Source organism: Hymenobacter sp. BT559 (genome assembly GCF_017571525.1).
GTDB classification, from domain to species: domain Bacteria; phylum Bacteroidota; class Bacteroidia; order Cytophagales; family Hymenobacteraceae; genus Hymenobacter; species Hymenobacter ginsengisoli.
This window is the reverse complement of the sequence record NZ_JAGETY010000008.1, coordinates 80328-107231: the sequence shown is the minus strand read 5'-3', so window position 1 is coordinate 107231 and position 26904 is coordinate 80328. Positions and strand designations below refer to the sequence as shown.

Annotated in this window: 24 protein-coding genes; 21 read left to right on the top strand and 3 right to left on the bottom strand. The window is 61.4% G+C overall.

What is annotated here, in order from left to right:
• The first annotated feature begins 58 nt into the window (after positions 1 to 58).
• From J4D99_RS12610 to J4D99_RS12590, 5 genes are all read left to right on the top strand, one after another.
• The gene (locus tag J4D99_RS12610; RefSeq protein ID WP_208132071.1) at positions 59 to 913 is read left to right on the top strand and encodes a hypothetical protein; all 855 of its coding nucleotides are present in this window, start codon (positions 59 to 61) and stop codon (positions 911 to 913) included.
• Between the two features lie 81 nt (positions 914 to 994).
• The gene (locus tag J4D99_RS12605; RefSeq protein ID WP_208132070.1) at positions 995 to 1678 is read left to right on the top strand and encodes a response regulator transcription factor; all 684 of its coding nucleotides are present in this window, start codon (positions 995 to 997) and stop codon (positions 1676 to 1678) included.
• A gap of 37 nt (positions 1679 to 1715) precedes the next feature.
• On the top strand, positions 1716 to 3125 hold the full coding sequence (locus J4D99_RS22095; protein ID WP_208132069.1) for a histidine kinase dimerization/phospho-acceptor domain-containing protein: 1410 nt from the start codon (positions 1716 to 1718) through the stop codon (positions 3123 to 3125).
• A 327-nt stretch (positions 3126 to 3452) separates the two neighbouring features.
• Positions 3453 to 6638: a SusC/RagA family TonB-linked outer membrane protein gene (locus J4D99_RS12595; protein WP_208132068.1), complete on the top strand. Its 3186-nt coding sequence runs from the start codon at positions 3453 to 3455 to the stop codon at positions 6636 to 6638.
• A gap of 12 nt (positions 6639 to 6650) precedes the next feature.
• Positions 6651 to 8138, top strand: a complete 1488-nt coding sequence (locus J4D99_RS12590; RefSeq protein WP_208132067.1) for a RagB/SusD family nutrient uptake outer membrane protein — start codon at positions 6651 to 6653, stop codon at positions 8136 to 8138.
• Between the two features lie 171 nt (positions 8139 to 8309).
• Here J4D99_RS12590 and J4D99_RS12585 read toward each other — a convergent pair whose 3' ends face one another.
• Positions 8310 to 9041: an RDD family protein gene (locus tag J4D99_RS12585; protein ID WP_208132066.1), complete on the bottom strand. Its 732-nt coding sequence runs from the start codon at positions 9039 to 9041 to the stop codon at positions 8310 to 8312.
• Between the two features lie 96 nt (positions 9042 to 9137).
• Between J4D99_RS12585 and J4D99_RS12580 the strand changes: the two genes are divergently transcribed.
• The 11 genes from J4D99_RS12580 to J4D99_RS12530 all read left to right on the top strand — a co-directional run bounded on the left by J4D99_RS12580 (position 9138) and on the right by J4D99_RS12530 (position 20289).
• Complete coding sequence (locus tag J4D99_RS12580; RefSeq protein ID WP_208132065.1) at positions 9138 to 10100, top strand: stage II sporulation protein M; 963 nt, start codon at positions 9138 to 9140, stop codon at positions 10098 to 10100.
• A gap of 3 nt (positions 10101 to 10103) precedes the next feature.
• Positions 10104 to 11120, top strand: coding sequence for a hypothetical protein (locus J4D99_RS12575; RefSeq protein WP_208132064.1), 1017 nt, complete (start codon positions 10104 to 10106; stop codon positions 11118 to 11120).
• Positions 11121 to 11182: 62 nt separating this feature from the next.
• Entirely contained in the window at positions 11183 to 11989 is an 807-nt protein-coding gene (locus tag J4D99_RS12570) for a DUF4129 domain-containing protein (RefSeq protein WP_208132063.1), read from the top strand.
• Between the two features lie 23 nt (positions 11990 to 12012).
• Positions 12013 to 13086: a glycosyltransferase family 4 protein gene (locus tag J4D99_RS12565; RefSeq protein WP_208132062.1), complete on the top strand. Its 1074-nt coding sequence runs from the start codon at positions 12013 to 12015 to the stop codon at positions 13084 to 13086.
• A gap of 12 nt (positions 13087 to 13098) precedes the next feature.
• Positions 13099 to 14442: a DUF4350 domain-containing protein gene (locus J4D99_RS12560; protein ID WP_208132061.1), complete on the top strand. Its 1344-nt coding sequence runs from the start codon at positions 13099 to 13101 to the stop codon at positions 14440 to 14442.
• Between the two features lie 180 nt (positions 14443 to 14622).
• Complete coding sequence (locus J4D99_RS12555; RefSeq protein WP_208132060.1) at positions 14623 to 15669, top strand: AAA family ATPase; 1047 nt, start codon at positions 14623 to 14625, stop codon at positions 15667 to 15669.
• A 32-nt stretch (positions 15670 to 15701) separates the two neighbouring features.
• On the top strand, positions 15702 to 16145 hold the full coding sequence (locus J4D99_RS12550) for a hypothetical protein (RefSeq protein WP_208132059.1): 444 nt from the start codon (positions 15702 to 15704) through the stop codon (positions 16143 to 16145).
• A gap of 68 nt (positions 16146 to 16213) precedes the next feature.
• Entirely contained in the window at positions 16214 to 17566 is a 1353-nt protein-coding gene (locus J4D99_RS12545) for a DUF58 domain-containing protein (protein WP_208132058.1), read from the top strand.
• Positions 17567 to 17667: 101 nt separating this feature from the next.
• Positions 17668 to 19581, top strand: coding sequence for a beta-N-acetylhexosaminidase (locus J4D99_RS12540; protein ID WP_208132057.1), 1914 nt, complete (start codon positions 17668 to 17670; stop codon positions 19579 to 19581).
• A 65-nt stretch (positions 19582 to 19646) separates the two neighbouring features.
• Positions 19647 to 20069 (top strand): carboxypeptidase-like regulatory domain-containing protein, encoded by a 423-nt coding sequence (locus J4D99_RS12535; protein ID WP_208132056.1) that lies wholly within the window; start codon positions 19647 to 19649, stop codon positions 20067 to 20069.
• Between the two features lie 16 nt (positions 20070 to 20085).
• On the top strand, positions 20086 to 20289 hold the full coding sequence (locus J4D99_RS12530) for a hypothetical protein (RefSeq protein WP_208132055.1): 204 nt from the start codon (positions 20086 to 20088) through the stop codon (positions 20287 to 20289).
• 12 nt (positions 20290 to 20301) lie between these two features.
• On the opposite strand, the gene J4D99_RS12525 is transcribed toward J4D99_RS12530, so the two are convergent.
• Together J4D99_RS12525 and pucL are read right to left on the bottom strand one after the other, a co-directional pair.
• Entirely contained in the window at positions 20302 to 21264 is a 963-nt protein-coding gene (locus tag J4D99_RS12525) for an XdhC family protein (RefSeq protein ID WP_208132054.1), read from the bottom strand.
• A gap of 12 nt (positions 21265 to 21276) precedes the next feature.
• Entirely contained in the window at positions 21277 to 22125 is an 849-nt protein-coding gene (gene pucL, locus J4D99_RS12520; RefSeq protein WP_208132053.1) for a factor-independent urate hydroxylase, read from the bottom strand.
• A gap of 70 nt (positions 22126 to 22195) precedes the next feature.
• On the opposite strand from pucL, the gene allB reads away from it, so the two are divergent.
• The 5 genes from allB (at position 22196) to uraH (ending at position 26904) form a co-directional block, all read left to right on the top strand.
• Positions 22196 to 23530, top strand: a complete 1335-nt coding sequence (gene allB, locus J4D99_RS12515) for an allantoinase AllB (RefSeq protein ID WP_208132052.1) — start codon at positions 22196 to 22198, stop codon at positions 23528 to 23530.
• A 73-nt stretch (positions 23531 to 23603) separates the two neighbouring features.
• Positions 23604 to 24854: a Zn-dependent hydrolase gene (locus J4D99_RS12510; RefSeq protein ID WP_208132051.1), complete on the top strand. Its 1251-nt coding sequence runs from the start codon at positions 23604 to 23606 to the stop codon at positions 24852 to 24854.
• A gap of 199 nt (positions 24855 to 25053) precedes the next feature.
• Complete coding sequence (gene allE / locus J4D99_RS12505) at positions 25054 to 25800, top strand: (S)-ureidoglycine aminohydrolase (protein WP_208132050.1); 747 nt, start codon at positions 25054 to 25056, stop codon at positions 25798 to 25800.
• Positions 25801 to 26065: 265 nt separating this feature from the next.
• On the top strand, positions 26066 to 26569 hold the full coding sequence (uraD, locus tag J4D99_RS12500) for a 2-oxo-4-hydroxy-4-carboxy-5-ureidoimidazoline decarboxylase (protein WP_208132049.1): 504 nt from the start codon (positions 26066 to 26068) through the stop codon (positions 26567 to 26569).
• A complete protein-coding gene (gene uraH / locus J4D99_RS12495; RefSeq protein ID WP_208132048.1) occupies positions 26566 to 26904 on the top strand; it encodes a hydroxyisourate hydrolase in 339 nt (112 codons plus the stop codon). Before uraD ends, uraH begins: the two co-directional genes overlap by 4 nt.

Sequence of the window (26904 nt, the reverse complement as noted above, 5' to 3'; positions counted from 1 at the left end):
AAGGGCAACCGGAGCCCGTCGGCCCCCACTTTATCCCGTTATTTTTTTCTTACATCCCATGCAAAAATCATTGTCAGGCCTGGCCCTCCTCACGGCCGCCCTGCTCACCAGCCCCACCGCCCACGCCCAGCAAACGGTGGTAAAAACCAAAACGAAAATGTCGAAAAACGCTAAGTCGACCGCGGCAGCACCGGTGCTGCCCCCCGCCCCCGGCATGGCGCCCCCCGCCGACGGCCCGGCCGGCCCGCCGCCCCCGCCCTCCGGCGGCACCCATGGCGAGCGCGGCCCCGGCCCCATGGGTGGCCCCGGTGGGCACCGTGGTCCACGCGGCGGCCAGGTGCAGGTGCTAAGCGACGTGCGCGGCACCCTAGCCAGCTATCAGGCCCGCAACGACGAGCAGGTGTACGATGCCTTTGTGCTGCGCCCTGAAGGCAGCGCCGCCTCCGATACCATTCACTTTCCGCGCCACCTGGGCCAGCAGCTGACCGCGGCCGTGAAGGCCGGTAGCACCGTGACTGTGACCGGCTTTCGGCAGACCGGGCCCGACGGCCGCAGCCGGTTCCACTTCGTGAGCCTGACCAGCGGCAGCCAAACCGTGCGCGACACGCGCCCCACCCCCCCTAGCACTCTGCCCACCGAGCAGGCAGCCACGGTGAAGGGCACCATTCGGGAGCTGCGGCGCGGCCCCCGAGGCGAAATAAGAAGCCTCTTGCTCAGCGACCAAAGTATTGTGCAGCTGCCGCCCCGCGCCGTGGAGCAGCTGGCCGATAAGCTCACGCCGGGCGCCAGCCTCGAAGCCAGCGGCACGCTGCGCACTGCCCATCCGGGCGAGGCCCTGGCCAGCACCACGCCAGTGCATATTGTACGGGCCGAAACGCTGACACTCGGCGGCAACAAGTACTTGATACGTTAGTAAGCAGCAATTTATAATAAAACGTCAGCCAGAATGCTCTGGCTGACGTTTTGGGTTTTTACCCTCTTTCTTCTTCAATTCATGCGCATTCTCGTTGTCGAAGACGAAAACCGGCTGGCTGGCTTTATCCAGCAGGGCCTGGTGCAGGCCGGGCACGTGGCCGATGTGGCTGGCACCGGCCCCGAAGGCCTGGAGCGGGCGGCTACTACGCCCTACGACGCCATTTTGCTCGACCTGATGCTGCCCGGCCAGAGCGGGCTCGACGTGCTGCGGAACCTGCGCGAGTTTGGCATCAGCACGCCGGTGCTCATCGTGAGTGCCCTCACCGATAGCAAGCATGTGGTGGGCGGCCTCGAAGCCGGCGCCGTGGACTACCTGCGCAAGCCCTTTGCCTTCGACGAGCTGCTAGCCCGCCTGCATATTATCGGGCGCAAAACGGCCGCGCCCGCTGGCGCCGAGGCCCTTCGCCTCGCCGACCTGGTGCTCGACCCGCTGGGCCGCGCCGTGACGCGGGCAGGTAAAGCGCTCAGCCTCACTAACCGCGAATTTGCCGTGCTGGAATTGCTGCTACGCAATGCCGGCCGGGTAGTAAGCAAAACCCGCCTGGCCGAGAAGGTGTGGCAGGTAGACTATGATATGGGCTCTAATGTGATTGAGGTGCATATTTCGCAGCTGCGCCGCAAGCTGGACCGCGATTTTGCCCCGGCCCCGGCCCTGCTCGAAACGGTAATTGGCCAAGGCTACCGGCTGCGCACCGATGGCTGAAACGTCACTAACTACTAGCCCGAACTTGCCTTCGCAAATGGCCGCCGCACCGCACCGCCACTGGTGGCGCCTGGGTCTGCGGGGGCAGCTCCTGCTGGTATTTGGGCTGGTGCTAGGGCTAGCCACGCTGGCCGCCGGCGGCTACCAATACCGCAGCCTGCGCCGCCAGCTCACCCACGCCGACGATGCCCTGCTGCGCGCCCGCGCCCAGGAGCTGCTGGCCCGCGTTAGCCTCGACCCCTTGCCGACCCTGCCCCTGCCCGACCAGAAAGGCGAGGTAATGCGCGTGGTATTTGCCGAAGATGGCCAGCCGCCGCGGGAAGTATTCCGGTCGGCGCAGTTTCCGGCCGCGCCGGCACCCGCTTTGCCCTCGCCGGGTGGCCCTGGGGCCGCGCTAGGCCCCCTGCACCGGGCGGTAGCCGTGAGCCGGGCAGCGGCCCCGCCCGGCCCCGGCGCCGACAATGCCTTGGCTACCGGCCAGCTTACGCTGTGGCTAGGCCACCCGACCGCCCCGCTTGAGCAGGCCCTGGCCCGGGTGCGGCGCACGGTGCTGCTGGGCCTGGCCGGCAGCCTGGCGCTGGCGGCCTTGCTGGCCCCACTTGTGGCAGCGGCCGTGCTGCGGCCGCTGCGGCGCATGGCGGGGCAGGCGCGCCGCATTCAGCAGGCGCAGGATATTGCGCCGCTCGCCGTTCCTGCCACCGGCGATGAGATACAAGAGCTCGCCGAAACCCTGAACCAGCTACTGGCCCGGCTGGCCGAGCAGGCCACGGCCCAGGCTAACTTTCTGGCTGCCGCCGCCCACGAGTTGCGCACGCCCCTGGCCACCCTGCAAGCTGGCCTCGACGTGAATGGCCGCGACCCTGCTTTGCCCGCCGCCACTCGCGCGGCGCTAGCCGGCCACGATGCTGAGTTGGCCCGCCTGGGCCGGCTGGTCGATGACTTTCTGCTGGTGGGCCGCCTGGGGGCGGGCGTAGCCTCGGCCACTCACCGCCAGCCCGTGGCCCTCGATGAGTTGGTGCTAGCCCTGGCCGACCGCGAGCTGCCGCGCTTTCGGGCGGCAGGGCGCACGCTTACTATCGAGCTGCCCGACGAGGCTGCCACGGCTAGCTTGTCGGTCAGCACCGATGCCGACCAGCTGACGACTATTCTGTTAAATCTGCTTGACAATGCCCGCAAGCACGGTGCGCTCGGCACCCCGGTGGCACTGCGACTGCTAGCCCCCACTCCTGGGCACGGCCTGGCAGTCGCCATTGAGAACGCCTTGGCGACTCCGCTCGGCCCCCATTTAGCGCAGCTTACTGCCGCCTGGTACCAAGCCGACCCGCTAGTCCCCGGCACCGGCCTGGGCCTGTGGCTGGCCGGGCGACTAGCCCAGGGACTGGGACTAACCCTGCAGCTAACCGAAGCAGAAGGCACGCTGGTAGCACGGGTCCAATTTGCAGGCTAGCAGAAATAGCCGGCACTACAACTTAGGGTTCAGACTATTGCCAGACGAATTTAAACTGAACCATAAATTTTGTTTTTTTACACTTTCCTCTTAACTAGCCCCGAATTTGACACCATTTGCTGCTTTTTACTAAACAAAGCGTTTAGAACGCCCCATTTCTAAAGGTTATTCCCAAATTAATTGCCTGAAATTTCTACTGTATCCTTATAAATTATAAGGATAGTCTGTCATCGGATATATTTTTTGAAGTTATGATGAAGTTGAAGTTCAGTTTACCCGTGTATCTTCGCCCGGCCTGCTAATTTTTTTCTAACCATTTTTTAATACATGCTAAAACACTTACTTCCTCTCTCCGCCATTGTAGTAGTGATGGGAGCGCGCGACGTACATGCCCAAACTCGTGCCGTATCGGGCACGGTGAAGGGGGCTGATGGTGCTGCCATTCCGGGCGCTACCGTCTTGGTAAAAGGCACTTCGCTGGGTACTTCTACGAATGCCGACGGTCGTTTTGACATTCAGGTGCCTGCTTCGGCAACCGCGCTGGTAGTTTCCTACGTGGGTTACGAAAGCAAGCAGGTTGCTATCGGCGACCAATCGACGGTGAACGTGACGCTGGCTGCCACTCAAACCGGCCTTAATGAGGTGGTAGTGGTGGGCTACGGTATTGCGCAGGCGCGCCGCGAGCTTACCGGTACCATTGCTACGGTAGGCGGCAAGGAAATAGCCAACCTGCCAGTGCAGAGCTTTGACCAGGCGCTGCAGGGCCGCGCGGCCGGTACCAACATCACGACGCCCAACGGGGTACTGAATAACCCGCCCGTTATCCGCATTCGCGGCCTGGGCTCGCTCAACCTGAGCTCGCAGCCGCTGGTGGTGATTGACGGTATTCCGACGTTTACGGGCAACAACTCGGCGGTGGGCAGCGTGCCTAATAACCCCCTGGCCAGTATCGACCCCAACGATATTGAGAACGTAGAAGTGCTGAAAGATGCCGCCTCCACGGCTATCTACGGCTCGCGCGGCTCCAATGGCGTTATCGTCGTGACCACCAAGAAGGGCAAGGCTGGCCAGAGCCACCTCAACTACAGCTTCTGGGCGGGGCTTACGCAGCCGGTGCGCTTGTTCAACATGCTTGGCGCTGGAGACTATGTAGCCATCAAGAATGAGGCGGTAAACAACCTGTTTGCCAACCGTGGCCTCCCGGCCCCGACCACTCCTTACTTCAAGCTCGCTACCGACGCCAACGGCAATCCTATTGATACCCACTGGTACGACTACATCTATCGAAACGGTGTGTCGACTAACCACAGCCTGGATTTCTCAGGCGGTAATGACAAAACGACTTACTACGCTTCTATCAACTACAGCAACCAGCGCGGGATGCTGAAGAAAAACGAGTTTCAGCGCTACGTGGGCCGCATGAACATCGACCACAAGGTGTTTAGCCGCCTCACGGTGGGTGCCCGTTTCAGCTACTCGTTTACTCATAACCTATCGCCTAATTCGGGCTCGATTTCGGGTGGCGCGTTTGGCACGGCTGGCCTGGGCCGCCTGCCGCTGGTACTCCCCCCAAACGTTGGGCCTTACAACGCTGACGGCACCTATAACACCAGTGGTGCTGGTATCGGACCGGGACCTAACCTTAATCCTAACAATGGCGCACCGCTGCTGCCGGGCTACTACAACCCGGTGGTAGACCTCGACAACAACTACTTCACTTCTGATGCCAGCCAGGTTCAGGGCAGCGTGTATGCCGATGCTGAACCCCTGACGGGCCTGCACCTGCGCTCCAACTTCGGTATTAATAATATTTCGTTCGAGGATAAGGCTTTCTACACGGCGCTGGCCGGCGACGGCTACTCAAGCAAGGGAGAAGCAGACAACTACTACCGTACCAACAAGCTTTCGGACTGGCAAAACACGGCGAGCTACGCGCACACGTTTGCCGAAAAGCACAACCTGAGCATTGTGCTGGGCAACGAGCAGCAGTTCGTGCAGCAACAGCGCTGGGGGGCTAGCCGCACCAACATAGCCGACCCCTTCTTCACCACATTCCAGGGCAACTTTACCAATATTGCGGCGTCGGGCAACTTTGCGGGCCAGAATTACCTGGTGTCGTTTTTCAGCCGCCTCGACTACAACTTCAACCGCAAGTACCTCATCTCGCTCAACGCCCGCCGCGACGGCTACTCGGCCTGGGCCCAAAAATGGGGTAACTTCTTCGGTGGCTCGGCGGGCTACATCATTTCGGAAGAAGACTTCTGGAAGAACTCGGGCATTAACAATACCCTCAACTTCCTGAAAGTATCGGCCAGCACCGGCACCGTGGGCAACAACCAGGGTATCGACGACTTTGCCTCGCTGCAGTTGTATGGCTCGGGCCTGTATGCTGCCAACCCCACCCTCTACTACTCGCAGGCCGCTAGCCCCTCACTCACCTGGGAGAAGGCTCGCAAGACTGACATCAGCCTGAACATGGGCTTCTTGCAGGACCGCCTCACGGTGGAAGCGACTTACTACCGCAACCTGATTAACGGGCTGATTCTGCCGGTGCCGGCGGCGGCTTCGCTGGGTATTCCGGGCGGTGGTCCCGGCGGCTATTCGCTCACCATCCCCGCCAACGTGGGCTCGATGCTGAACCAAGGCGTGGAGGCCAGCGTGCGCTTTAATGCTATCCGCAACAAGCCGTTTACCTGGACTGTAAACGCCAACCTGACCACGCTGAAAAACGAGGTATTGACCTTGGCTGACGGCCTGGCCTACGTACCGGGCGCTACTTCGGGCCTCGAAACGGTGAACTACACCACGGCCGGCCGCTCGGTAGGCTCTATTCTGGCAGTGCCGTCGGTGGGCGTGAACCCCGAAAACGGCCGCCGCATGATTCAGAAGGCCGATGGCACTGTGGTGCAATACCAACACCTGGCCGCCACGCCCTGGACTACCCTCGATGGCAAGGCAGCCACAGCCCCTAGCCAGCTGGTAGATGGCCGCTACTACGGCCCGGTGCTGCCTACCTTCTACGGTGGCCTCGACAACACCTTTACGTTCAAAGGCTTTGACCTCGGCGTATTTATCCAGTACTCGGGGGGCAACTACATCTACAACGGTACCAAGGCCGGCCTGCACGACCAGCGCTTCTGGAACAACGCCGCCGATATCAAAGACCACTGGACGCCCACCAACCATAATGTGCAGTATCCTGCCGTGGTGTACGGCGACAACGTGTCGAACGGCTCGGCGCTCGTGATGTCGTCGAACATCGAGAAGGGTGACTTCGTGCGCCTGCGCAACGTGTCGCTCGGCTACACCTTCAAGTCGGAGATGCTGAGCAGCGTGAAGCTAGCCAGCGCCCGCATCTATGTGCAGGCCCAAAACCTGGTGCTGCTGACCCGCTACACGGGCAGCGACCCCGAAATATCGACCAACGGCGCGCAAAATACCGCGCCCGGCGTCGACCGCAACTCGGTGGGCCAGGCGCGAACCTACACGGCCGGTGTTATTGTTGGCTTTTAATTCGTCTTCCTTATGCAATTAGTAGTTAAAAAACCTTTGGCCGCGGTGGCGGTCGCTCTGCTGGCGCTGGGTAGTGTATCGTGCCAGAACGATGCACTGAACCCAGTACCGCAAACTCAGATTTCTGATAAAGTCGCCTTTGACACCCCTACCCGCGTGGCATTGCAGGTAAACAGCCTGTATTCCTTCGTCAAAACCGGCAACTTTTTGGGCGGGCGTTTCCAGATTTACAACGACATCCGGGCCGATGAGTTTATCAACCTCACGTCTAATGCCGTAACCGGCTCGACGGTGTGGAACCACACCGAGACCGAGACGAATGCGAACGACGTGGCCAACTGCTGGATATACGGCTACCAGGCCATTAACCAGGTTAACGTATTTCTGGCCGGCCTCGATGATAACGCCAGCAAGTTTGTAGCACCCGTTTTCCCGGGCAATTTCGCTACTACCGCCAACCAGTACCGCGGCGAGGCCCGGTTGCTGCGCGCGCTCTGCTACTACTCGCTGCTGCAACTGTACGCCCAGCCCTACAATAAGGACGCGGGCGCCAGCCCCGGCCTGCCGCTACGCCTGCTAGCCGAAAAAAGCGCGGCAAATAATTCGCTGGCTCGCAGCCCGGTAAAAGATATTTATGCCCAGATTCTGGCCGACCTCAACTTTGCCGAAACCAACCTGCCGGCTACGTATGGCGATGCCTTCACGAACACTACGCGGGCGCACCGCAACACGGCCATCGCGCTTAAAACCCGCGTGTACCTGAGCATGAGCAACTACACGTCGGTTATCACGGAGGCTAATAAACTGGTGCCTGCGGCTGCCCCCTTCGTGGCAACCAGCGGTGTAGCCAACGGGCTCAATTCGTCGGTAGCCGCCGTGTTTGCTCCCCCGCAAACGACTAGTGAGAGCATTCTCTCTTTCCCCTTCACGGCCAATGACCAGCCCGGCACCCAGAATCAGCTAGCCTACTATTACCTTCCCTCCTCGCTGGGTGGCAACGGTGAGTATAGCCTGAACACGGCCACCGGTATTGTGGCCGACCCGGCTTTCGCGGCCACTGATGCCCGGCGCACGAACTTCATCGTAACAACCTCGGGCGGCACCTTCCTCAAGAAGTACCCGACCGGCACTCCATACACCGACAATGCGCCGGTCATTCGCTACGCCGAGGTAATGCTGAACCTAGCCGAAGCCCGTGTGCGCTCAAGCAACACGGTAGATGCGCAGGCGCTAGCCCTGCTCAATGCGGTGCGCGGCCGCTCTAACCCAGCCGGTGTATATGCCACTTTCACCTCGGCCAGCGACTTGCTCAACGCGATTTTGCTAGAGCGCCGCATCGAGTTTCTGGGCGAAGGCCTGCGGAATATTGACCTGATGCGTACGTTGAGCCCTATTCCCGCTAAGGGCATTGTACGGGCCATTCCGACCACTGACCCGCTTTACATCTGGCCTATCCCACAGGCAGAGCTATCGGCCAACCCGGCTATGACGCGCAACTAGCGCATCCTAGCCAGCACAAAAAAGCGGCTTACCCAACGCTGGGCAAGCCGCTTTTTTGTGTCTACAGCTGGCAGCCTCGCCTACAAGCCACGCCTAGGAAAGGCTGTGAAGGAGCCATGCCGGCATTCACGGTGCATTTGTTCGGACGAAGTTTACCAGAACTCAGTGAACCTACTGCGCTACCAAGTGCGCATGGTCGCGCAGAATGGTGCGCAGAAAAGCCTCGTCGCCCAGGTCGCTGTGTATCCCGAGTAGCTGCTTGATTTTGAGGGCGGTTTCGTGCAGTAGCAGAAAATTATCTTGCTGCAGGCTGCGGCCCAGCAGCTGGCGCAGCAGGGCCACGTCGTGGTCGCTGAGGTCGGCGGCCTGCATAAATACCGGCTGGTAGCCGACCGGCGTGGCGGCTGCCGTTAAGTCGGCTAGCTGCGTGAGGGGCACTGCGCGGGGCCGCACATTGATGACGGTGGTACCGGCGGCCAGGTCGCCCAGCCGCTGGCCCTTGCCATTGAGGGCGATGGTAACCACAGCCACTAGCCCGCTGCCAAAGCCAAAATCGACCAAACGCAACAGCCAGCGCAAAAAGTAATCGCCCAAGCGCGGGGCCGTGCCATCGAGGCGAATTACCCGCAGGTGCTGGGCTTTTTTACCCAGGCTTTGGCCGTTCAATAACACTTCGCAGGCCAGGTGGTAAAACACGAAGGGCAGCCCGATGAGCACCCCCATCGTCCAGGCGGCCACCTGACCGTGGCGGCCCAGCAGCCACGTCACCAGCCCCCCCACGGCAAAGGCCCAAGCTACGAAAATAAGGTTGTCGAGAATGGTAGCCACGATGCGGCTGCCAATGCTGGCTACCTCATATTCGAGCGTGACATTTTGGGTGGTGTGGATGCGAATAGTCGCCATAAAGCCGGGAGAAGAAATCGGGCGGAAAAATACAGCATTACTGCTGAGTAGCTATTCGGCCGCTGCCTACCTTTAAGGCCCTAACCCCGCCTATTTATGCGCGAAGCCGTTTTTCTGCGTCAAAACCAGGCCCGCTGGCACCTCTACGAAACCCAGCCGCCTGCCAACCCCGACGAGCTGGCCACGCGCTTCGTGGCCCTCACCGACGACCTGGCCTACGCCCAAACCTTTTACCCGGCCTCGCCCACCACGGCCTATCTCAATACCCTAGCTGGCAAGCTGCAGCAAACGCTCTATCGCAACAAGCCCGAGGAGGGCCGCCGGCTGGCCTACTTCTGGGCGGTGGAGGTGCCCCTAGTGGTGGCCCGGCATCAGCGGGCGCTGGCCTGGGCCATGGGGCTATTTGTGCTGTTCACGGCGCTGGGCGCGCTCTCAGCGGCCTACGATGCCGATTTTTTGCGGGTAGTGCTCGGCGATGACTACGTAAACCAGACGCTGGCCAACATTCGGCGCGGCGACCCGATGGCCATCTATAAGACGGGCGGCTCGGCGGTGATGTTTGTAGGCATTGCGGCCAACAACCTGTTCGTGGCGCTGCGCACCTTTGCGCTGGGCGCCACGCTAGGGCTGGGCACCCTGTATTCGCTGTTCTTTAACGGCCTGATGCTGGGGGCATTCCAGTATTTTTTCTACCAGCAACACGTGTTGCTCCCCTCGCTGCTCACCATCTGGATTCACGGCACGCTCGAAATTCCGAGCATTGTGCTGGCTGGGGGCGCGGGGTTCATCCTAGGGGGTGGGCTGCTGTTTCCGGGCACGTACACCCGGCGCGAGTCGCTGGCCCGCGCCGCCCGCGATGCCGTTAAACTAGCCCTGGGCCTGGTGCCCGTCATTGTGGCGGCGGCTTTCCTCGAAAGCTTCGTGACGCGCCACACCGAAATGCCGCTCGCCCTGAGCCTGGCCATCATCGGCGGTTCGGCGGCGTTTATTATCTGGTACTTTGGTATTTATCCGCGCGTGGTGCAGCGCCGCGTGCTTCCTTTGCCCCTTATTTCCTAACCTATGAAAAATACGTTTACTACACCGGCCGACTTCTGGCAGGAGCGAGATTTTGGCGCCAAGATTTCGGCCGTCTTCGAGTTTATCGGGGCGCACTGGCGGGCGCTGGGCAAGTGCCTGGTATACTTCGTGCTGCCTGGTGCACTGCTCATGGGCATCGGCCTGGGGATGTTTACCAATAAGCTATATGACTTCACCGGGCGGGCTACGGCGGCGCAGCGCGCCGGCACCCAGCTACCGCACATGAACTCGCCGTTCGAGTTTTTCAATTTTGCTGGGCTAGCGCTGGCCATGGTGGGCGGGCTGCTGGCGTTTCTGCTACTCAGCGGCACGCTTTATGGCTACGTGAGAGCACGCATGTATTCGCCTGCCGACGAGCCCATTACCCCGGCCCGCGTGTGGGCTGAGCTGCGTGCCCGCCTGGGCCGCATGGTGGGCGGCACGCTGCTGCTGGGCCTGCTTGGCGGCGTGGGCTTCGGGGTAGTGTTTGGCGTGCTCATGGCCTTCGGGTCTACGCTCGGGCGAGGCAGCTTTGCAGGGCCGGTGCTGGCAGTGCTACTCGGCTACACGCTAATTGGCTACATCAGCGTTTCGCTGGCGCTCTACTACCCCGTGCTGTGGCTCGAAGACAACGACGTATTTGCTTCCATAGGCCGTTGCTTTCAGCTTATAAAGGGCAAGTGGTGGGCCACCTGCGGCCTACTATTCACGGCTGTGTTTCTACAATCAATGTTCACCATTGTGTTTGCTATTCCGCAATACGCCGTGATGATGGGCAAGATGCTGCAGCTGCCGGGCCTGAATTCGGATGTGCTAGGCCTGGCGGCACAGTGTCTTTACGCAGTTGGCATCATCTTCACCTACTGTATTCCGCTGCTGGCGCTGGTTTTCCAGTATCTCAACCTTGTGGAGCGGCAGGAAGGCGTGGGCCTGCGCCTGCTCGTCGACCAGCTGGGCCAGGGCCATACCCCCGCCGCCGAGTCGGGCCACTACCGCCCCGACGAGCTGGGCGAGTACTAACCCGTTTTATTCCCCGCTAGCCCCGCCGCATGGGCTAGCGGAGCTTTTCCTTGGGCACTTGCATGCGCCACCTTCCCCTACTTTTACTCCTGACCCTAGCGGCTAGCCCCGTGCTGGCGGCACCGCCGCAGGTGCCCCTCGTGCTGCGTCGTTTGGCCCAGGCGCCCGCCGATACTACGATGGCCCCGGCTCTGCCGCCCGCTGCCGCCCCGGCGGTGGTGCGCCGCCCGGCCGCTGCGCACCTGCGCGAGCTGCGCGGCCAGCGCGAGTTTGACTACCGCGAAGTGGTAGCCGACGAGCCCGCCCAGGCCAGCCTGTGGCAGCGGCTGCTGGGCTGGCTTTTGCGCTCGCTAGCCCCGCTGCTCGATACAAAAGGCGGGCGCATTGCCTGGAAAGGCTTATTTTATGGCCTGATGGCCGCCGGGCTGGTGTTTGCGGTGCTGAAGTTTTTGCAGGTCGATATCACCCGGGCGTTTGGGCGGACATCGCGCCGCGTGCCGCTCGCCTACGAGGCCGGCCAAGAGAACATTCATGAGCTCGACTTTCCGGCCGCCATTGCCGAGGCGGAGGCCACCGGCAATCATCGCCTGGCCCTGCGCCTGGGCTACCTGCAGCTGCTCAAGCAGTTCACCGACCGCGATTTTATTGCCTGGCAACCCGATAAAACCAACCAGGCTTACCTGCACGAGCTGGCCGCCAGCTACCCTAGTGCCCGCCCTGCCTTTGCTGAGCTCACCCGGCAGTTTGAGTATAGCTGGTACGGCGAGCTAGCCGTATCGCCCGACCTTTACCAGCGGGTGCGCGCCGACCAGCGCCGCCTGGGCCAGCAGCTAGGGGCGGCTGCGCCCGGCCGGCCCCAGCCGGCGTAGCTTTTGGATTCCGCTTTTTCCTGATGTCGCTTCCCCGTATCCTGCTGGACTGTGAATCGCTGAAAGACCGTAACAGCGGCTTCAGCCACTTTGTGGTGCCGCTGGCCCACGAGCTCATTCGCCAGAATACCCGCTACCAGCTCTATTGCTACGTGCCGCCTCAAGAGGTGGGCGGGCTAGGCCGCCAGGGCGTGCGCTACCTCACGCAGCGCAGCTTTCACAAGTACTTCAACCCCGCCAGCTACGGCCTGCGGCTGTGGCACGCCACCTCGCAGCTGAGCTGGTACGTGCCCACCAGCCCGCTTACCAAGGTGGTGCTTACGGTGCACGACCTCAATTTTTTGCACGAGAACCCCGATGAGCGCACCTACACCCGGCAGCTAGCCATGGTGCGCCGCAACATTCGGCGAGCCGATTACCTGGTCACCATCTCCGACTTTGTGCGCCAGGATATCTTGCGCCACGCCGACCTGCTTGGCTACACCGGCCGCCAGCCGCTGCGCTACGTGCCGCGCGGCGTCGAAGACCTAGCGTCGGTGCCACTCGGCCACGTGCCCGCCTACGTGCCGCGCCGGCCCTTCCTGTTTGGGCTCGGCACCATCAATTCGAAGAAGAACTACCACGTGCTGGCCGCGCTGCTTCAGGGCACTGACTACGAGCTGGTACTTGCCGGCAGCTTTGCTGAGGCCGACTACGTGGCGACCATCCGAGCGGCGGCCGCGCAAGCCGGGGCGGCCGACCGCGTGACGGTGCTAACGCGCATCAGCGAGGCCGACAAAACGTGGTACTACCAGCATTGCCTGGCTTATATGCAGCCCTCGCTGGCCGAGGGCTTTGGCCTGCCGGTAGTGGAGGCTATGCAACTGGGTAAGCCCGTTTTTCTGAGTCGCCTCACGTCGCTGCCCGAAGTGGGCGGCGCGGCGGCTTATTATTTCGACGATTTTTCACCTGAGCACCTGCGCCAGGCCCTAGCGGCCGGGCTAGCCCGCCACTCGCCCGCCCGCGCCGCCGAGGCCCAGGCCCAGGCCCGGCAGTTCAGCTGGGCGCAGGCCGCCGCCGATTACCTTACCGTTTACCAAGAGCTCCTAGGCCGCTAACCGTTTCGCACCTTGACTACTTTTCGCTGGTACCTGCTCGGCTTGCTTGCGCTGTTTGGGGGCTACGTGGCTCTTGAATACTATCGCCCGAAGCCCCTCGACTGGTCGCCCTCGCTTAGCAGCAAGGATAAGATTCCGTACGGCACCTACGCCCTGTTCGACGTGCTGCCCCAGGTGCTGGGCTCCGACTCGGTGGCTAGCGTGCGCCAGCCTCTTTACAACCAGTTGTTGGGCGCCGAGGAGCCGCACCTGAAAAGCGGCCGGTCCTCCAACGTAGACTTTGCCGACGACTCGGTAGACGCGGCCAACGACCGGGCTGCCGCCGAGCTGGAGGCAGCCTCGCTGCCGCTGGTGAGCACCCGCGCCCATTACCTGTTTGTCAATCAAGAGTTCACAGCTACTCCGCTCGAAACAAATGCCCTGTTGCGCTTCGTGGCACAGGGCCACGACGTGTTTATTGCGGCCGAAAACTTCGCTGGCCGCCGCGGCCACGCGCTAACCGATACTCTCGGCTTCCGCACCTACCCGGCCGACTCAAGCTTTGCGCAGGTGCTAGCCCCCGGCGCCGGCCGGGCCGACTCGGTAGCGCTGCACCTGCTGCGGCCGGTAGCGGGCGGGCCTCAGCAGTTCTGGTTTAACGCGGCGGCGGTGAGTTACCGGCTAGCCCTCATGGCGCGCCCAGCGCACCACGGTGCCACCCTAGCGGCCGATGCCAAGGGCCGCCCCGTGCTGCTGCGCCTCCACCACGGGCGGGGCCATTTTTACTTGTGCTCGGTGCCGCTGGCCTTCGGCAACTACTGGCTGCTGCGGCCCCGCACCGCCGACTTTGCCTTTGCATCGCTTTCCTACCTGCCCGCCGGCCGGCCCGTGTGGTGGGACGAGTACCAGAAGCAGGGCCGCGCCGGCAGCCAGTCGGTGCTGCGTGTGGTGATGGCCCACCCTGCCCTGCGCACCGCCTACTACCTGCTGCTGGCTACCGGCCTACTCTTTGTGCTGGTAGAAGCGCGCCGCCGCCAGCGTATCATTCCCGTTATCAAGCCACTGCCTAATACTACGCTGCTTTTTACGCGCACCGTGGCGGGCCTCTATAAGCAAGGGCGTAACCACTCCAGCATGGCTGAGAAAAAAACGGCGCTTTTCCTCGACTACCTGCGCACCCGCTTTCACGAGCCCACCCCCGACCTAGCCGATGAGGAATTTCGCGAGCGCCTCAGTCAGAAGTCGGGCGTGCCGCGCGCCCGCGTCGATGAGCTAGTACGCTACATAAATTTCGCCCGCACCGCGCCCATTGTCACCGACCGCGAGCTGTTAGTAGTGAGCCGAGCCATGCAGGATTTCAAGCGCGAAAGCCAATGAAAAATGCTTTTTGCACTGTACCTAGAATTGGCAATTTTTACTAATTGCACTTTTCTAATAATATTGCTTAATAAGCTTAAAAGGCACTTTTTACGGCTATTTCTACCCTTTTCATGGCTGCTTTGGCCCGCAAGATAAGCGTACTGCCCAGCCTATTTTATCTGTTATTAGACCTTTAGTATGGAAGATAATTTTTTGCCCGGTAGCCAGGAAACACTGGCTACCTCTCCTACTCCCAGCATCGACGCCCCTGTAGAGCCAGCCTTCGCTCCGCGCACTGACCTGGCCCAGCTCACGGCCCGTACCGAGGCCGTGCGCCAGCAAATCGGTCAGGTGATAGTGGGTCAGCAAGACTTGCTGGAGCTACTGCTCACTGCGCTGCTTGCCGACGGCCACGTGCTGCTGGAAGGTGTGCCCGGCGTGGCCAAAACCCTTACCGCCAAACTGCTGGCCCGCACGCTCGATGTGCCGTTTAGCCGCATCCAGTTCACGCCCGACCTGATGCCCGCCGACGTGCTGGGCACCAGCGTATTCCGGCCAGCGCAGGGCGATTTTGAGTTTCGGCCCGGTCCCATTTTCGCCAGCGTGGTCTTGATTGACGAAATCAACCGCGCCCCGGCCAAAACGCAGTCGGCGCTCTTTGAGGTGATGGAAGAGCGCACCGTCACGCAAGACGGCACGGCGCACCGCATGGACTCACCCTTCGTGGTGCTCGCCACCCAAAACCCCGTGGAGCAGGAGGGCACCTACCGCCTGCCCGAAGCCCAACTCGACCGCTTCCTCTTCAAGCTCAACGTGGGCTACCCTACCCTAGCCGAGGAAATCCAGATACTCCAGGGCCACCACAGCGGCTTTGGCGGCACACCCCTGGAAAAGGTGCAGGCCGTCCTCACCGCCCAGGACCTGGCTGCCCTGCGCCAACAAGTGGGCCAGCAGCGCGTGGAGGCCAATGTGCTCGAATACATTGCCAAAATCGTGGGCCAGACGCGCGCCCACAAGGCGCTGTACCTGGGTGCCTCGCCCCGCGCCAGTATCGCGCTGCTCAACGGCGCTAAGGCCCTAGCGGCGCTACGCGGCCGCGACTTTGTGACGCCCGAAGACGTGCAGTTTCTGGCCGCGCCGGTGCTACGCCACCGCATCATGCTCACACCCGAGCGCGAGATGGAAGGTGGCACAGCCGATGACGTGGTGAAGCAGATTGTGCAATCGGTAGAGGTACCGCGGTAAATTCAGGGCGATACCCTCGTAGTCAGCATACTATGCATCCCAACACAGAACTAGCCAATCGCATTATTCAAGAGAAATTGCTAGGGTCTACTGTTGAAAGCTTTGGACTTACTCATCAATTTTTGACGCTGACATTCAGAGATAAAAACGCCGATGACCATACAATATGGATTGATACTGAGGTAACATCTAAGTCCTACCCTTTTCAAGAACTCAATCTTGATGAAACAGGGGCTGCTTTGCTATTATTCAATAGTGTGAACCTGAAGGAAGTAGTTGCCATCCAATGCAATGACGAAGCAACTTTAGAGATACAATTCGACAACGGCATTCACATATTTTTTGCTGGTTCACCTGCCGAGGAATCAATGATTGAACCTTGGTCGCTCGGCACTGAGATGAGTAATGCTGCCTCTAGTATCATAGCTACGCATGGTGGTGGGTACATCATTTTTGAAGGCAGACAAGACATGTGACAAATTCTTTACCACGTGCATCTGATGTGGCATCTGCGCCTGCTGCCAGTGATTAGCCTATTTACTAAATGTCCTTCTTCCTAACCAAGCGCTTTTTCTACCTCTGCACGGCGCTCATCACGGGTTTTGTAGTGGCCTTCTTCCTGCCCTGGCTGCTGGGGCCGCTGGAGATTCTGCTAGGCGCGGCTGCGTTGCTAACGCTGCTCGATGCGGCGCTGCTCTACGCGCCGGTGTCTGGCGGGGCAACCCCGGTGTTTGGGCGCCGGGCGCTGGGCGAGAAGCTCTCGAATGGCGACGACAACGACGTGCAGCTATTTATCGAGAGCCGGTATCGCTTCGGTATTCAGGTAGAAGTGATTGACGAGATTCCGCATCAGTTTCAGCGGCGCGACGTGCTATTCAAGGCCGACGTTCAGCCGGGCCAGACGCAGATTATTAAATACCAGCTGCGGCCCACCAAGCGCGGCGAGTACGAGTTCGGGGCCTTGAACATCTACGCCGCCTCGCCGCTGCGGCTGGTGCGGCGGCGCTTCCGCTTTGGGCGGGAGGGAAAGGTGGTGCCGGTGTACCCATCGTTTTTGCAGATGCGGCAGTACGAGCTGCTGGCCATTCACAACCGCCTTACAGAGGTGGGCGTGAAGCGCATTCGGCGGGTGGGCCAGAGCATGGAGTTTGAGCAAATCAGGCCCTACGCCAGCGGCGACGACCCGCGCACCATCAACTGGAAGGCCAGCGCCCGGCGCGCCACCGGCGGGGAAAGCGATACGCTGGTAGTTAACCATTTTCAGGATGAGCGCGCCCAGCAGGTGTACTGCCTCATCGACAAAGGCCGGGTAATGCGCATGCCCTTTGAAGGCCTGAGTTTGCTCGACTATGCCATTAATGCTACCCTAGTGATGAGCAATATTGCGCTGCTCAAGCACGACAAGGCGGGCCTCATTACCTTCTCGAACAAGCCGGGCGCTACGGTGCCTGCCGAGCGCCGGCCGGGCCATTTGCGCACCTTGCTAGAGGTGCTCTACCGCCAGAAAACGCAGTACCTCGAAACTGATTACGAGCTGCTCTACGCCACGGTGCGCGCCAAGATTAAGCAGCGCAGCCTGCTCATTTTGTTTACCAACTTCGAGACCTTGCAGGGAATGGAACGACAATTGCCCTACCTGCGGGCACTGAGCAAGGCGCACCTGCTGCTGGTCGTTTTCTTCGAGAACACCGAGCTGCGCACCTACCTCGACGCGCCGGCCGAAACGACGACCGACGTATACAACCAAACCATCGCTGAGAAATTTCAGCAGGAAAAGCGCCAGATTGTGCTCGAATTGCAGCGCTACGGCATTCAGGCGCTGCTGACGCCGCCGCAGGCGCTGACGGTGAATACTATTAACAAATACCTGGAATTCAAGGCCCGGGGACTGATATGAGCACGCAAGGTTTCGCCAGGTTGAGCAAGGTTTCGCTAGGTTTTTTAAAAGGTAGGTTCTGCGACACCCTGCTCAACCTGGCGAAGCCTTGCGCGCTGGCTTTGCTGCCGCTACTAGCCCAGGCCCAGCGCCCGCTGCTGCCCGTGCCCGCGCAGGCCACTTGGCAGGCCGGCTACTACGCTTTCAGGACTGCGCCGCTGCTAGCCCTGCACAAGCAGGTAACGGGCCCGGCCACCTCCCAGGACGAGAGCTACCGCCTGCATATTACCGCCACGGGGGCTAGCCTCACGGCCCCCGGGCCGCTGGGTATTCAGCGGGGGCTAGCCACGTTTCGGCAGGTTATCGAGCACACACCGCAGGGCTGGCGGGCACAATTCTGTGATATACAAGACCAGCCGCGCTTTGCCTGGCGGGGGCTGCTAATTGACCCGGCCCGGCACTTCCTGCCAGTGGCCGTCATCAAGCGCAACCTCGACGGCATGGCGGCCGTGAAGCTCAACGTGCTGCACTGGCACCTGTGCGACGACCAGGGCTGGCGCGTCGAGAGCAAGCTGTTTCCGCGCTTGCATCAGGTGGGCGGCGCCACCGGCTACTACACCCAGGCTGAGGTGCGCGAGGTGGTGCGCTACGCCGCCCAGCGCGGCATTCGGGTGGTGCCCGAGTTTGACCTGCCGGGCCATGCGGGCGCGCTACTCACGGCCTATCCGCGGCTCGCCTCCAACGACTCTATCAAGACCCTACCCGTGCGTTGGGGCGTGCTCAACATCGCCCTCGACCCCACCCGCGAGGGCACCTACACCATGCTCGACTCGGTGCTGACGGAGATGAGCGGGCTGTTTCCAGACAAGTACTTCCACATCGGCGGCGATGAGAACGACGGCCGGCAGTGGCGCCACAATCCGCGCATCGTGGCCTTTATGCAAGCCAAAGGCTTTGTGAAGCCCGGCACGACTACGCCCGATAAGCATCAGCTCCAGAACTACTTCAACCGACGCATGCTCACCATTGTGCAGAAGCTGGGCAAAACGATGGTAGGCTGGGATGAGATACTGGGCCCCGACCTGCCCCAGCCCATTGCCATTGAAAGCTGGCGGGGCCCCAAGGGTGTGCTCGACGCCGTGCGCCAGGGCCACCCCGCCCTGCGGGCCCACGGCTATTACATCGACCTGTACCTTACCGCCGCCAGCCACTACGCGGCTGACCCGCTGCAAGGCATTCCCGACTCATTGGCCAGCCGCGTGCTGGGCGGCGAGGCCACTATGTGGAGCGAATTTGCCGATAGCGTGCTTTATGACAGCCGGGTGTGGCCCCGCACCGCCGCCGTGGCCGAGCGCCTTTGGAGCCCCGCCGCCCTCACCCAGGATGTACCCGATATGTACCGCCGCCTGGCCTTCGTGAGCACCGAGCTGGAGCGCTTGGGCCTGCGCCATCGCCGTGCCCCCGCTGCCCTGCTGCGCCAGCTGGCTAGCCCCTACCCCGCCGCCTTGCCCAGCCTACAAACCCTGGCTAGCGTGGTCGAGCCGGTGAAGGAATACAAGCGGCACTTTCAGGGCTTTAAATACACTACTGAAACGCCGCTTACTCGCCTGGTAGATGCGGCTCCCGCCGAGTCGGACGCCGCCCGGCGCTTTGGCGCCACCGCCGACAGCCTGCTGGCCAGCCTTAGCATCGCGGTGCCCACCTTCCCGGCTACGCCCCCCAAACTGACGCCAGCCGCCACGCGCCAGCTGGCCAGCCTACGCCAGCAGGTGACGGAGTGGCAGCGCGCCACCGAGGCCCTGCCGCCGCTCTTCGTGACTAGCCCTAGCCTAGCCGAATATGCTCCTCTAGCCGCCCAGCTAGGGGTAGTGGCCAATCTGGTCGAGCAGCGCCTCACCCAAGTTGAGCAGGGTCAGCCAACGATACCCGCCGCTCAGGCTGCCGCCAAGCTGCAGCTCGATGCCGCTCAGAAGCCAGTCGGGCAAGTTGAGCTGGCTGTTATTGGGGCTGCGCGGCGACTGCTCGGGATGCCCTAATGCACTTCACCGACGGTTGAAATAAGCAGTTGCAAACAAGCTAGTTGCAGCGCTCTCTTTGTGGTATGAAAGCTGTTTTCTATCTGGCATCGGTCTTGTTGCTGTCGGCCGGTTGTGCAGCATCTAACAGGGTTAGCTTACCGACCTTTTCTTACAACCAGCGCTTTCGCAATAGACTAATCGTCAACAGGATTCCGCATTATGGCGATGGCAATCCCGATGGCTGCATCGTGGAGTCGCAGTTTGCTTTGGCGTTGCGCGCTGACGGGGATTCTATTGCGGGCATAGTGACGGATACCGAAACTAAAAAGCCGGTTTTCTACGCTATAACCACGCTTTTTTCGGCCAATACCCCTGCGCCCCGCTCGGCGCTTGTCAGTCCGGCAGGGCGCTTTGCCTTTAGCCGGGCCCAACAGGTGCGGCGCATTACCGTGGCGGCTATCGGCTACCGCACGCTGACAGTGGATGTACAACCCATTAGCAACTAACCTACGTAGGCAACCTATGCAACCCGATTCGCCCCTACCTCCCGATACCAACCCACGTACCGAGCCCAGCATCCTGGAAGAGATGGCCGCCCTCACTGGCCTTTTCAATCCGGAGATAATCTGGCAGGAAGAAGAAATACTTGATGATATGGACGAGCAGGATGCGGCCAGTGCGGCCGAGCACGCAGCGCCTACCGGGCCCGCTACTGACCAACCCTAGCCAGCTGGTTCCTCACCGGCTATTGCGCACCGCAATCAGCTCGGCGGCCACGCTCACGGCAATTTCCTCAGGCGTGCGGCTATGTATTGGCACGCCAATCGGGCCGCGCAGCCCGGCCAAATCGGCGCCTGAGAATCCTTCTTCGGCCAGCACCCGGCGCAGCTCGGCTACTTTGGTGGCGCTGCCCATTACGCCCAGGTAGGCGTAGGGGTGGCCTAGCAGCCGGCGTAGGGCCACGGCATCGGTGCGGTAGCCCACCGTCATCACCACCACATACTGATGCGGGCTGGGCGGCACTACCAGCGTATCGTAGCTCGCCACGCGCTGGCGGTGGTGGGCAAAATGGTTGGCGTCTAGCGTAGGCAAATCGGCGCGGTCGTCGAGCACCGTTATAGCAAACTCCAACTGGCTAGCCAAGCGCGATAGCGCCAGGCTCACGTGCCCGCCGCCCACAATCGTGAGTTGGTCGCGAAAGCCCAGCCGCTCGCCGTAGCGCCAGGCCGGGCCAGGCTGGTAGGTATAAAAATCAACCGGTACGGCGCTGGCTAGCCGCAGGCCGTTCGCTTCGCTCACCTCCCAAGCTCCGTCGCCCACCGTCTGCAAGGCGGCCTCAATGGCGGCTAGTACCGGCAAATCGGCGGGCCGCAACGGCCACAGCAGCACTTCCTGCTCGCCGGCGCACATCATGCCCGAGCGGTCGGCTGGCGCCTCGCGCCGGTGTATCTGCGGGCGCAGCAGCGGCGTGTAGTTGCCCTCACGCAGGCGCAGGCGGGCTAGCTCCACCCACTTGTGCTCCATAATGCCCCCGCCAATGGAGCCGGCCACTGCATCGGCCGTCACTGTCATTTTGAAGCCCTGGCGGCCGGGGCTGCTGCCTTCGCTACGCACCACGCACAGCAGCGCGGCCGGCTGCCCGGCACGCAGGGCCGCGGCAGCTAGGGTCCAGGCGGGCAGGTCGCGGGGGGTAGCGGGCATTATTTCAGTAAATTACCCCCGCACCACCGTGCCCGTGATGTAGCCAAACGGCGCATCGGTCGCCACAAATACTTCATTGGTATTGGCCTGCCCAAACGGCTCCAGGTTGAAAGGAATGTGGTGCTTGTTGGGCATAACGAGGCTGATTTCCTTTATCTCTTCCGTTTCCTCCAGGATTTTCTTGCCGATGGCGTAGAGGGTGTGCTGCACCGAAAGGCTCTTATGCTCGGAGAATGTGCGCAGGAGGCTAGTCCGCACTTTCTGGTAGAGGGACTCAAAATCGAGGTCGGCGCTGGTGTACTCCCACTCAGCCTCGCACTTGGTAGCCAAGATGCGGTCGGTGGTTTCGGGCAATACCGTGTACTCGTCTTTGGGATAGCCCACAAAGGCCGAATCGGTAGTTTTGAGCAGCATCAGGCCCTTGATGCCGGCCCACACAGTGGCGGTGCACTCAGCCGTTAACGCTACCACGGCGCGGCGCTTTTCGGAGCCGCCGCCCGTGAAGCTGTGCGGGTGGGCCTGCCCGTCAAATTCCATGCGCTGCCACAGGTGCTCGACTAGCTCGATGCGCACCTTGCGCACCTGCGGATTACGCGACACAAAGTGCCGGGCCAGCACCAGCCCATACGCTTCGATGGTGCCCGTAAAATGCTCCTTGGCCAGCGCATACACCGTGTTCTTCTGGGTATCGGTGGGCAGGATGAGCGAGTTGTCGCCCAGCGTGTGAGCCGCGTCGAAATCGCCCGTTAGCTGCACGCTCACCGACACTTGCCGAAACTCGTGGTGGCTGCCGTGGCGGATAATGCGCGACAGATTGACGGCATTTTTGCCGTAGGCATTGGCTCCGAGTTTAATGGGCATAGCGCGTAGATTGCGGGGCAAAAAAAGAGCGGCAATATAGTTGCCAGCCGCTACCGTAGTTCTTGGTCTCATGCCCGATTTATTCCTCAAAAGCACGGCCGTGGTGACGCCCCAGGGCCAGCGCCCGGCCGTGCTGGCCCTGCAAGGCGGCCGCATTGCCGATGTGCTGCCCTACGACGCGGCCGTGGCTAGCCCCGTGCTCGACCTTGGCCACGCGGCGGTGCTGCCCGGCGTCATCGACCCGCACGTGCACCTCAACGAGCCCGGCCGCACCGACTGGGAGGGCTTCGATACGGGCACCCGGGCCGCGCTGGCCGGTGGCCTTACCACGCTGGTAGACATGCCCTTGAACTCGGCACCCGTTACCACTTCGGTCGAAAACCTGCGCCTCAAGCAGGCCGCCACCCAGGGCCAGCTACACACCAACGTAGGCTTCTGGGGCGGCATCGTGCCCGGCAACGCGGCCGAAATTGAGCCGCTTATAGCCGCTGGTGTGCTGGGCTTCAAGGCCTTTTTGACGCATTCGGGCATCGACGATTTTCCCAATGCCACCGAGACCGACCTGCGCCGCGTGATGCCGCTGCTGGCTAGCCACGGCCTGCCGCTGCTGGTGCACTGCGAGCTTTCCCAAGACAATGACGAGTGGAAGAAAGGCGACACCCGCTCCTACCCCAACTACCTGGCCTCGCGCCCCAAAAGCTGGGAAGACGAGGCGATAAAGCTGATGATTCGGCTCTGCGCCGAGTACCGCTGCCCGGTGCACATCGTGCACCTGTCGTCGGCCAACTCGCTAGCCCCCATTGCCGAAGCCAAGGCCCAGGGCTTGCCCCTGACGGTGGAAACCGGCCAGCATTATCTCTTCTTCAATGCCGAAGACATCGTCGACGGCCAAACGCAGTTTAAGTGCGCGCCGCCCATTCGGGAGCGGGCCAATAATGAGCAGCTGTGGCAGGCGTTGCAAAGCGGCCTCATCGACTTCGTGGCTACCGACCACTCGCCCGCCCCGCCCGCGCTCAAGCAGCTAACCAGCGGCGATTTTGCCACTGCCTGGGGCGGTATCGCGTCATTGCAGCTAGCCCTGCCCGTGCTCTGGACGGCCGCCCGCGAGCGCGGCGCCACGCTACCCGACCTGGCCCGCTGGCTCAGCCAAAACCCTGCCCGTCTCATCGGTCAATTGCACTACAAAGGCCAGATTAGCAAAGGCTACGACGCCGACCTACTGGTGCTGGCGGCCGATGAGAAGTTTACCGTGACGGAGGCGCTGCTGCACCACCGCCACAAGGTGTCACCCTACCTGGGGCGCGAGTTGGCCGGCGTAGTCACGCACACTTTTTTAGCCGGTGAGGAGGTTTTCCGCCACCCCGATTTTTTGCATCTCAACCACGGGCAGCTGCTAAGCCGCTAGCCGCGCATATTTGCGATTTGGCCCCGGTAGCGCGAAGCTTCTGCTTCGCGCTACGTTTTTTGCTATTCTTCTAATGACTGACTATCACACCCGCACCACGCACATTCTCAGCCGCATCGATGAGCTGGCCACCATCAGCGAAGACGCCACGGGCGCTACCGTCACGCGGCGGTTTGGCACGCCGGCCTTTTTGCGCGGCCGCGACCTGGTGCAGAGCTGGTTTGAAGCGGCTGGTCTCGAAACGCGGCTCGATGGCATAGGCAACTTGCGCGGGCGACTGGCTAGCCCCCGGCCGGGCGCCAAAACCTTCGTGCTGGCCTCGCACATCGATACCGTAGTGAATGCAGGTAAGTACGACGGCCCGCTAGGGGTTCTTATGGGCCTCAACTTGGTAGAAAGCATTATTCAGCAAGACATTGAGCTACCGTTTCACCTGGAACTGATGGCCTTTAGCGACGAGGAAGGGGTGCGCTTTCACACCACTTACTTGGGTAGCAAGGTGGTAACCGGCGCCTTCGAGCCCGCGCTTTTGCAACGCACCGATGCCGACGGCATCACGCTGGCCCAGGCCATTGCCGACATGGGTGGCAATGCCGCTAGCCTCGCCGCCGATGCCCTACCCGCCGAGGAGTGGCTAGGGTACTTCGAGCTGCACATAGAGCAGGGGCCGGTACTGTGGGAAAGCAAGGTGCCGATTGCGCTGGTCACGGCCATTGCCGGCCAGCAGCGCGTGGAGCTGACCTGGACCGGCATGGCCGGCCATGCTGGCACCGTGCCCATGCCCATGCGCCAGGATGCGCTGGCCGCCGCCGCCGAGTTTGTGCTCGCGGCCGAAGCCTTCGCGCTGGCGCACGGCCGGGGCCTGGTGGCTACGGTGGGCCAGCTGCGTATTCCATATTCGGCCAGCAATGTCATTCCCGGTCAGGCAATCCACAGCCTCGACCTGCGCAGCCCCGATGCCGGCCAGCTCGCCACTGCCTACACCGACTTGCAGGCTCGGGCTGAAGCCATCGCCGCCCGGCGCGGGCTAGGGCTAAGCTGGGAGCTGGTGCAGTACACCGCGCCCGTGGCCTGCGACCGCGAGCTGAACCGCCTGCTCGGCCACGCCATTGCGGCCAGCGGCTACGAAGTAGATGGCCTGGTGAGCGGCGCCGGCCATGATGCTGTGCCTGCCTCGGCCGTGGCGCCGGCTACCATGGCGTTCATCCGCTGCTACAAAGGTATCAGCCACAACCCCTTGGAAAACGTGGAGGCGGCCGACGTGGCCGCCGCGCTGGAAGTAGCCGAGCGGTTTCTGGTTGAACTGAAAAACAAGCACAGCTAAATCACCTGTCCTTGCGAGCGCAACGCAGTGGAGCGCGGCAATCTCTTCTTGTCGTCCTCGGCACTAGGTATAGTACTTCTAGCGTGAAGGGAGTATTGCCGCGCTCCATTGCGTTGCGCTCGCAATGACAAGTGATTTTTATACTTTCTCGACAAGCGATTTTTACGATTCTCCCATCCTCTTTCGCCCCTCCCACCTCATGGAACTAGGCTCTACTACCCGCTCCGTCGTGCGGCGCAACCACGCCATTATCGCGCCCGATGGATACATCAACAGCAACGTGCCAGGCTGGACGGGCTGCACCGTCAATGTCATCATCAACGAGCAGATGGGCGCCCGGCTCTGCCAAACGCTCGTCACCCTCACCGATGCTGGCCAGCTAACGGGCGCCACCGAGGCTAGCCAGATTTTTTTCTACGTGGTGCAGGGCCAGGTGCAGGCCACCATCGGCGACGACAGCCGCATCCTGACGGCAGGCAAGTTTGTGTACGTGCCTATCGGTCAGAGCTATACCTTCAAAAACCCTACAGCGGGCACGCAGCTCCTCACCTTCCACAAGGTGTACGAGCCGCTGGCCGGCTACGCCACCCCCAGCGTGTGCTGGGGCGAAAAGGACGACAGCAAGGCCCCCGTTTATATGAACGACGAGGCGCTCCGCATCCAGGAGCTGCTGCCCAATGAGTTGGGCTTCGACATGGCCATCAACATTTTCACCTACCAGCCCGGCGGCAACCTGCCGATGGTGGAGACGCACATCATGGAGCACGTCCTGCTCTATTTGCAGGGCAAAGCCATTTATATGCTTGACCAGCAGTGGTACCCGGTACAAAAGGGCGATTCTATCTGGATGGCACCCTTTTGCCAGCAGTGGGCCGCTAGCATCGGCAAGGAGCCGTCGGTGTACATCTATTACAAGAACGTCAACCGCTTCCCGACAGCGATATAGAGTATTTATATGGCCTATACATCACCTAAAGGACTACACTTTGACTTAGCCAGTGACCCTGATACCAAGTACTTGCACGCAGAGGTCTATTTCAATGACTACTCCATATGTGATGTTGACACTGAAAAAGGAGGGTTTAGTGTCAGTTTTTCAGCTGACCCACGCATTAACCCCGGCCATGAATCTATCAGCCTCAATCTGAGTGGCTTTGCAAGAACTTTGGAAAGGGCGAAAGAAGAATTGCTAAAGCACTACAACAGAATAAATGACCCTCTCTGACCTTAACGCGCTCACACCCGCTGCCCGTGCCGAGGCCCTAGCCACCTGCTGCGGTGCCACGGCCTGGGTAACTACCCTAAACGAGCAGTTTCCTTTCGACTCCGCAACTGCGCTCTACGAAGCAGCCGAGCGCACCTGGTACAACCTCACCGAAGCTGACTGGCGCGAGGCGTTTTCGCACCACCCGAAAATCGGTGATGTGAATGCGTTGAAGGAGAAGTTTGCCAGCACGGCCACCTGGGCAGCCGGCGAACAGGGCGCCGTGCGCCAGGCTTCGCAAGCCACGCTGGAGGCCCTAGCGGCTGGCAATGAGGCCTACGAGCGCAAGTTTGGCTACATCTTCATTGTGTGCGCCACTGGCAAGTCGGCCGATGAAATGTTGGCTTTGCTGCAAGCGCGGCTGCCAAACGACCCTAGCCAGGAAATCCACGTTGCGATGGGCGAGCAGGCTAAAATCACGCGCTTGCGCCTCGAAAAACTACTCGCATGAGCCAGCTCACCACCCATATTCTCGACACCACCAAGGGCCGCCCGGCGGCGGGCGTTGCCATCGCGCTCTACGAGCCCAACGGCGATGACTGGCGCGAGCTGGCGCGCGGCACCACCAATGCCGACGGCCGCCTCCCCGGCCTATTGCCCAACGATAAAATCCTGGCTCCGGGCGTTTACAAGCTCAAATTTTTCACCCAGGAATACTTCGAGCGCGACGGTCTGACGCATTTTTATCCCTTCGTTGAAATCTGTTTTACCGTGGCCGACGCGGCCCATTACCACGTACCGCTGCTGCTCAATCCCTTTGGCTACAGCACCTACCGTGGCTCGTGA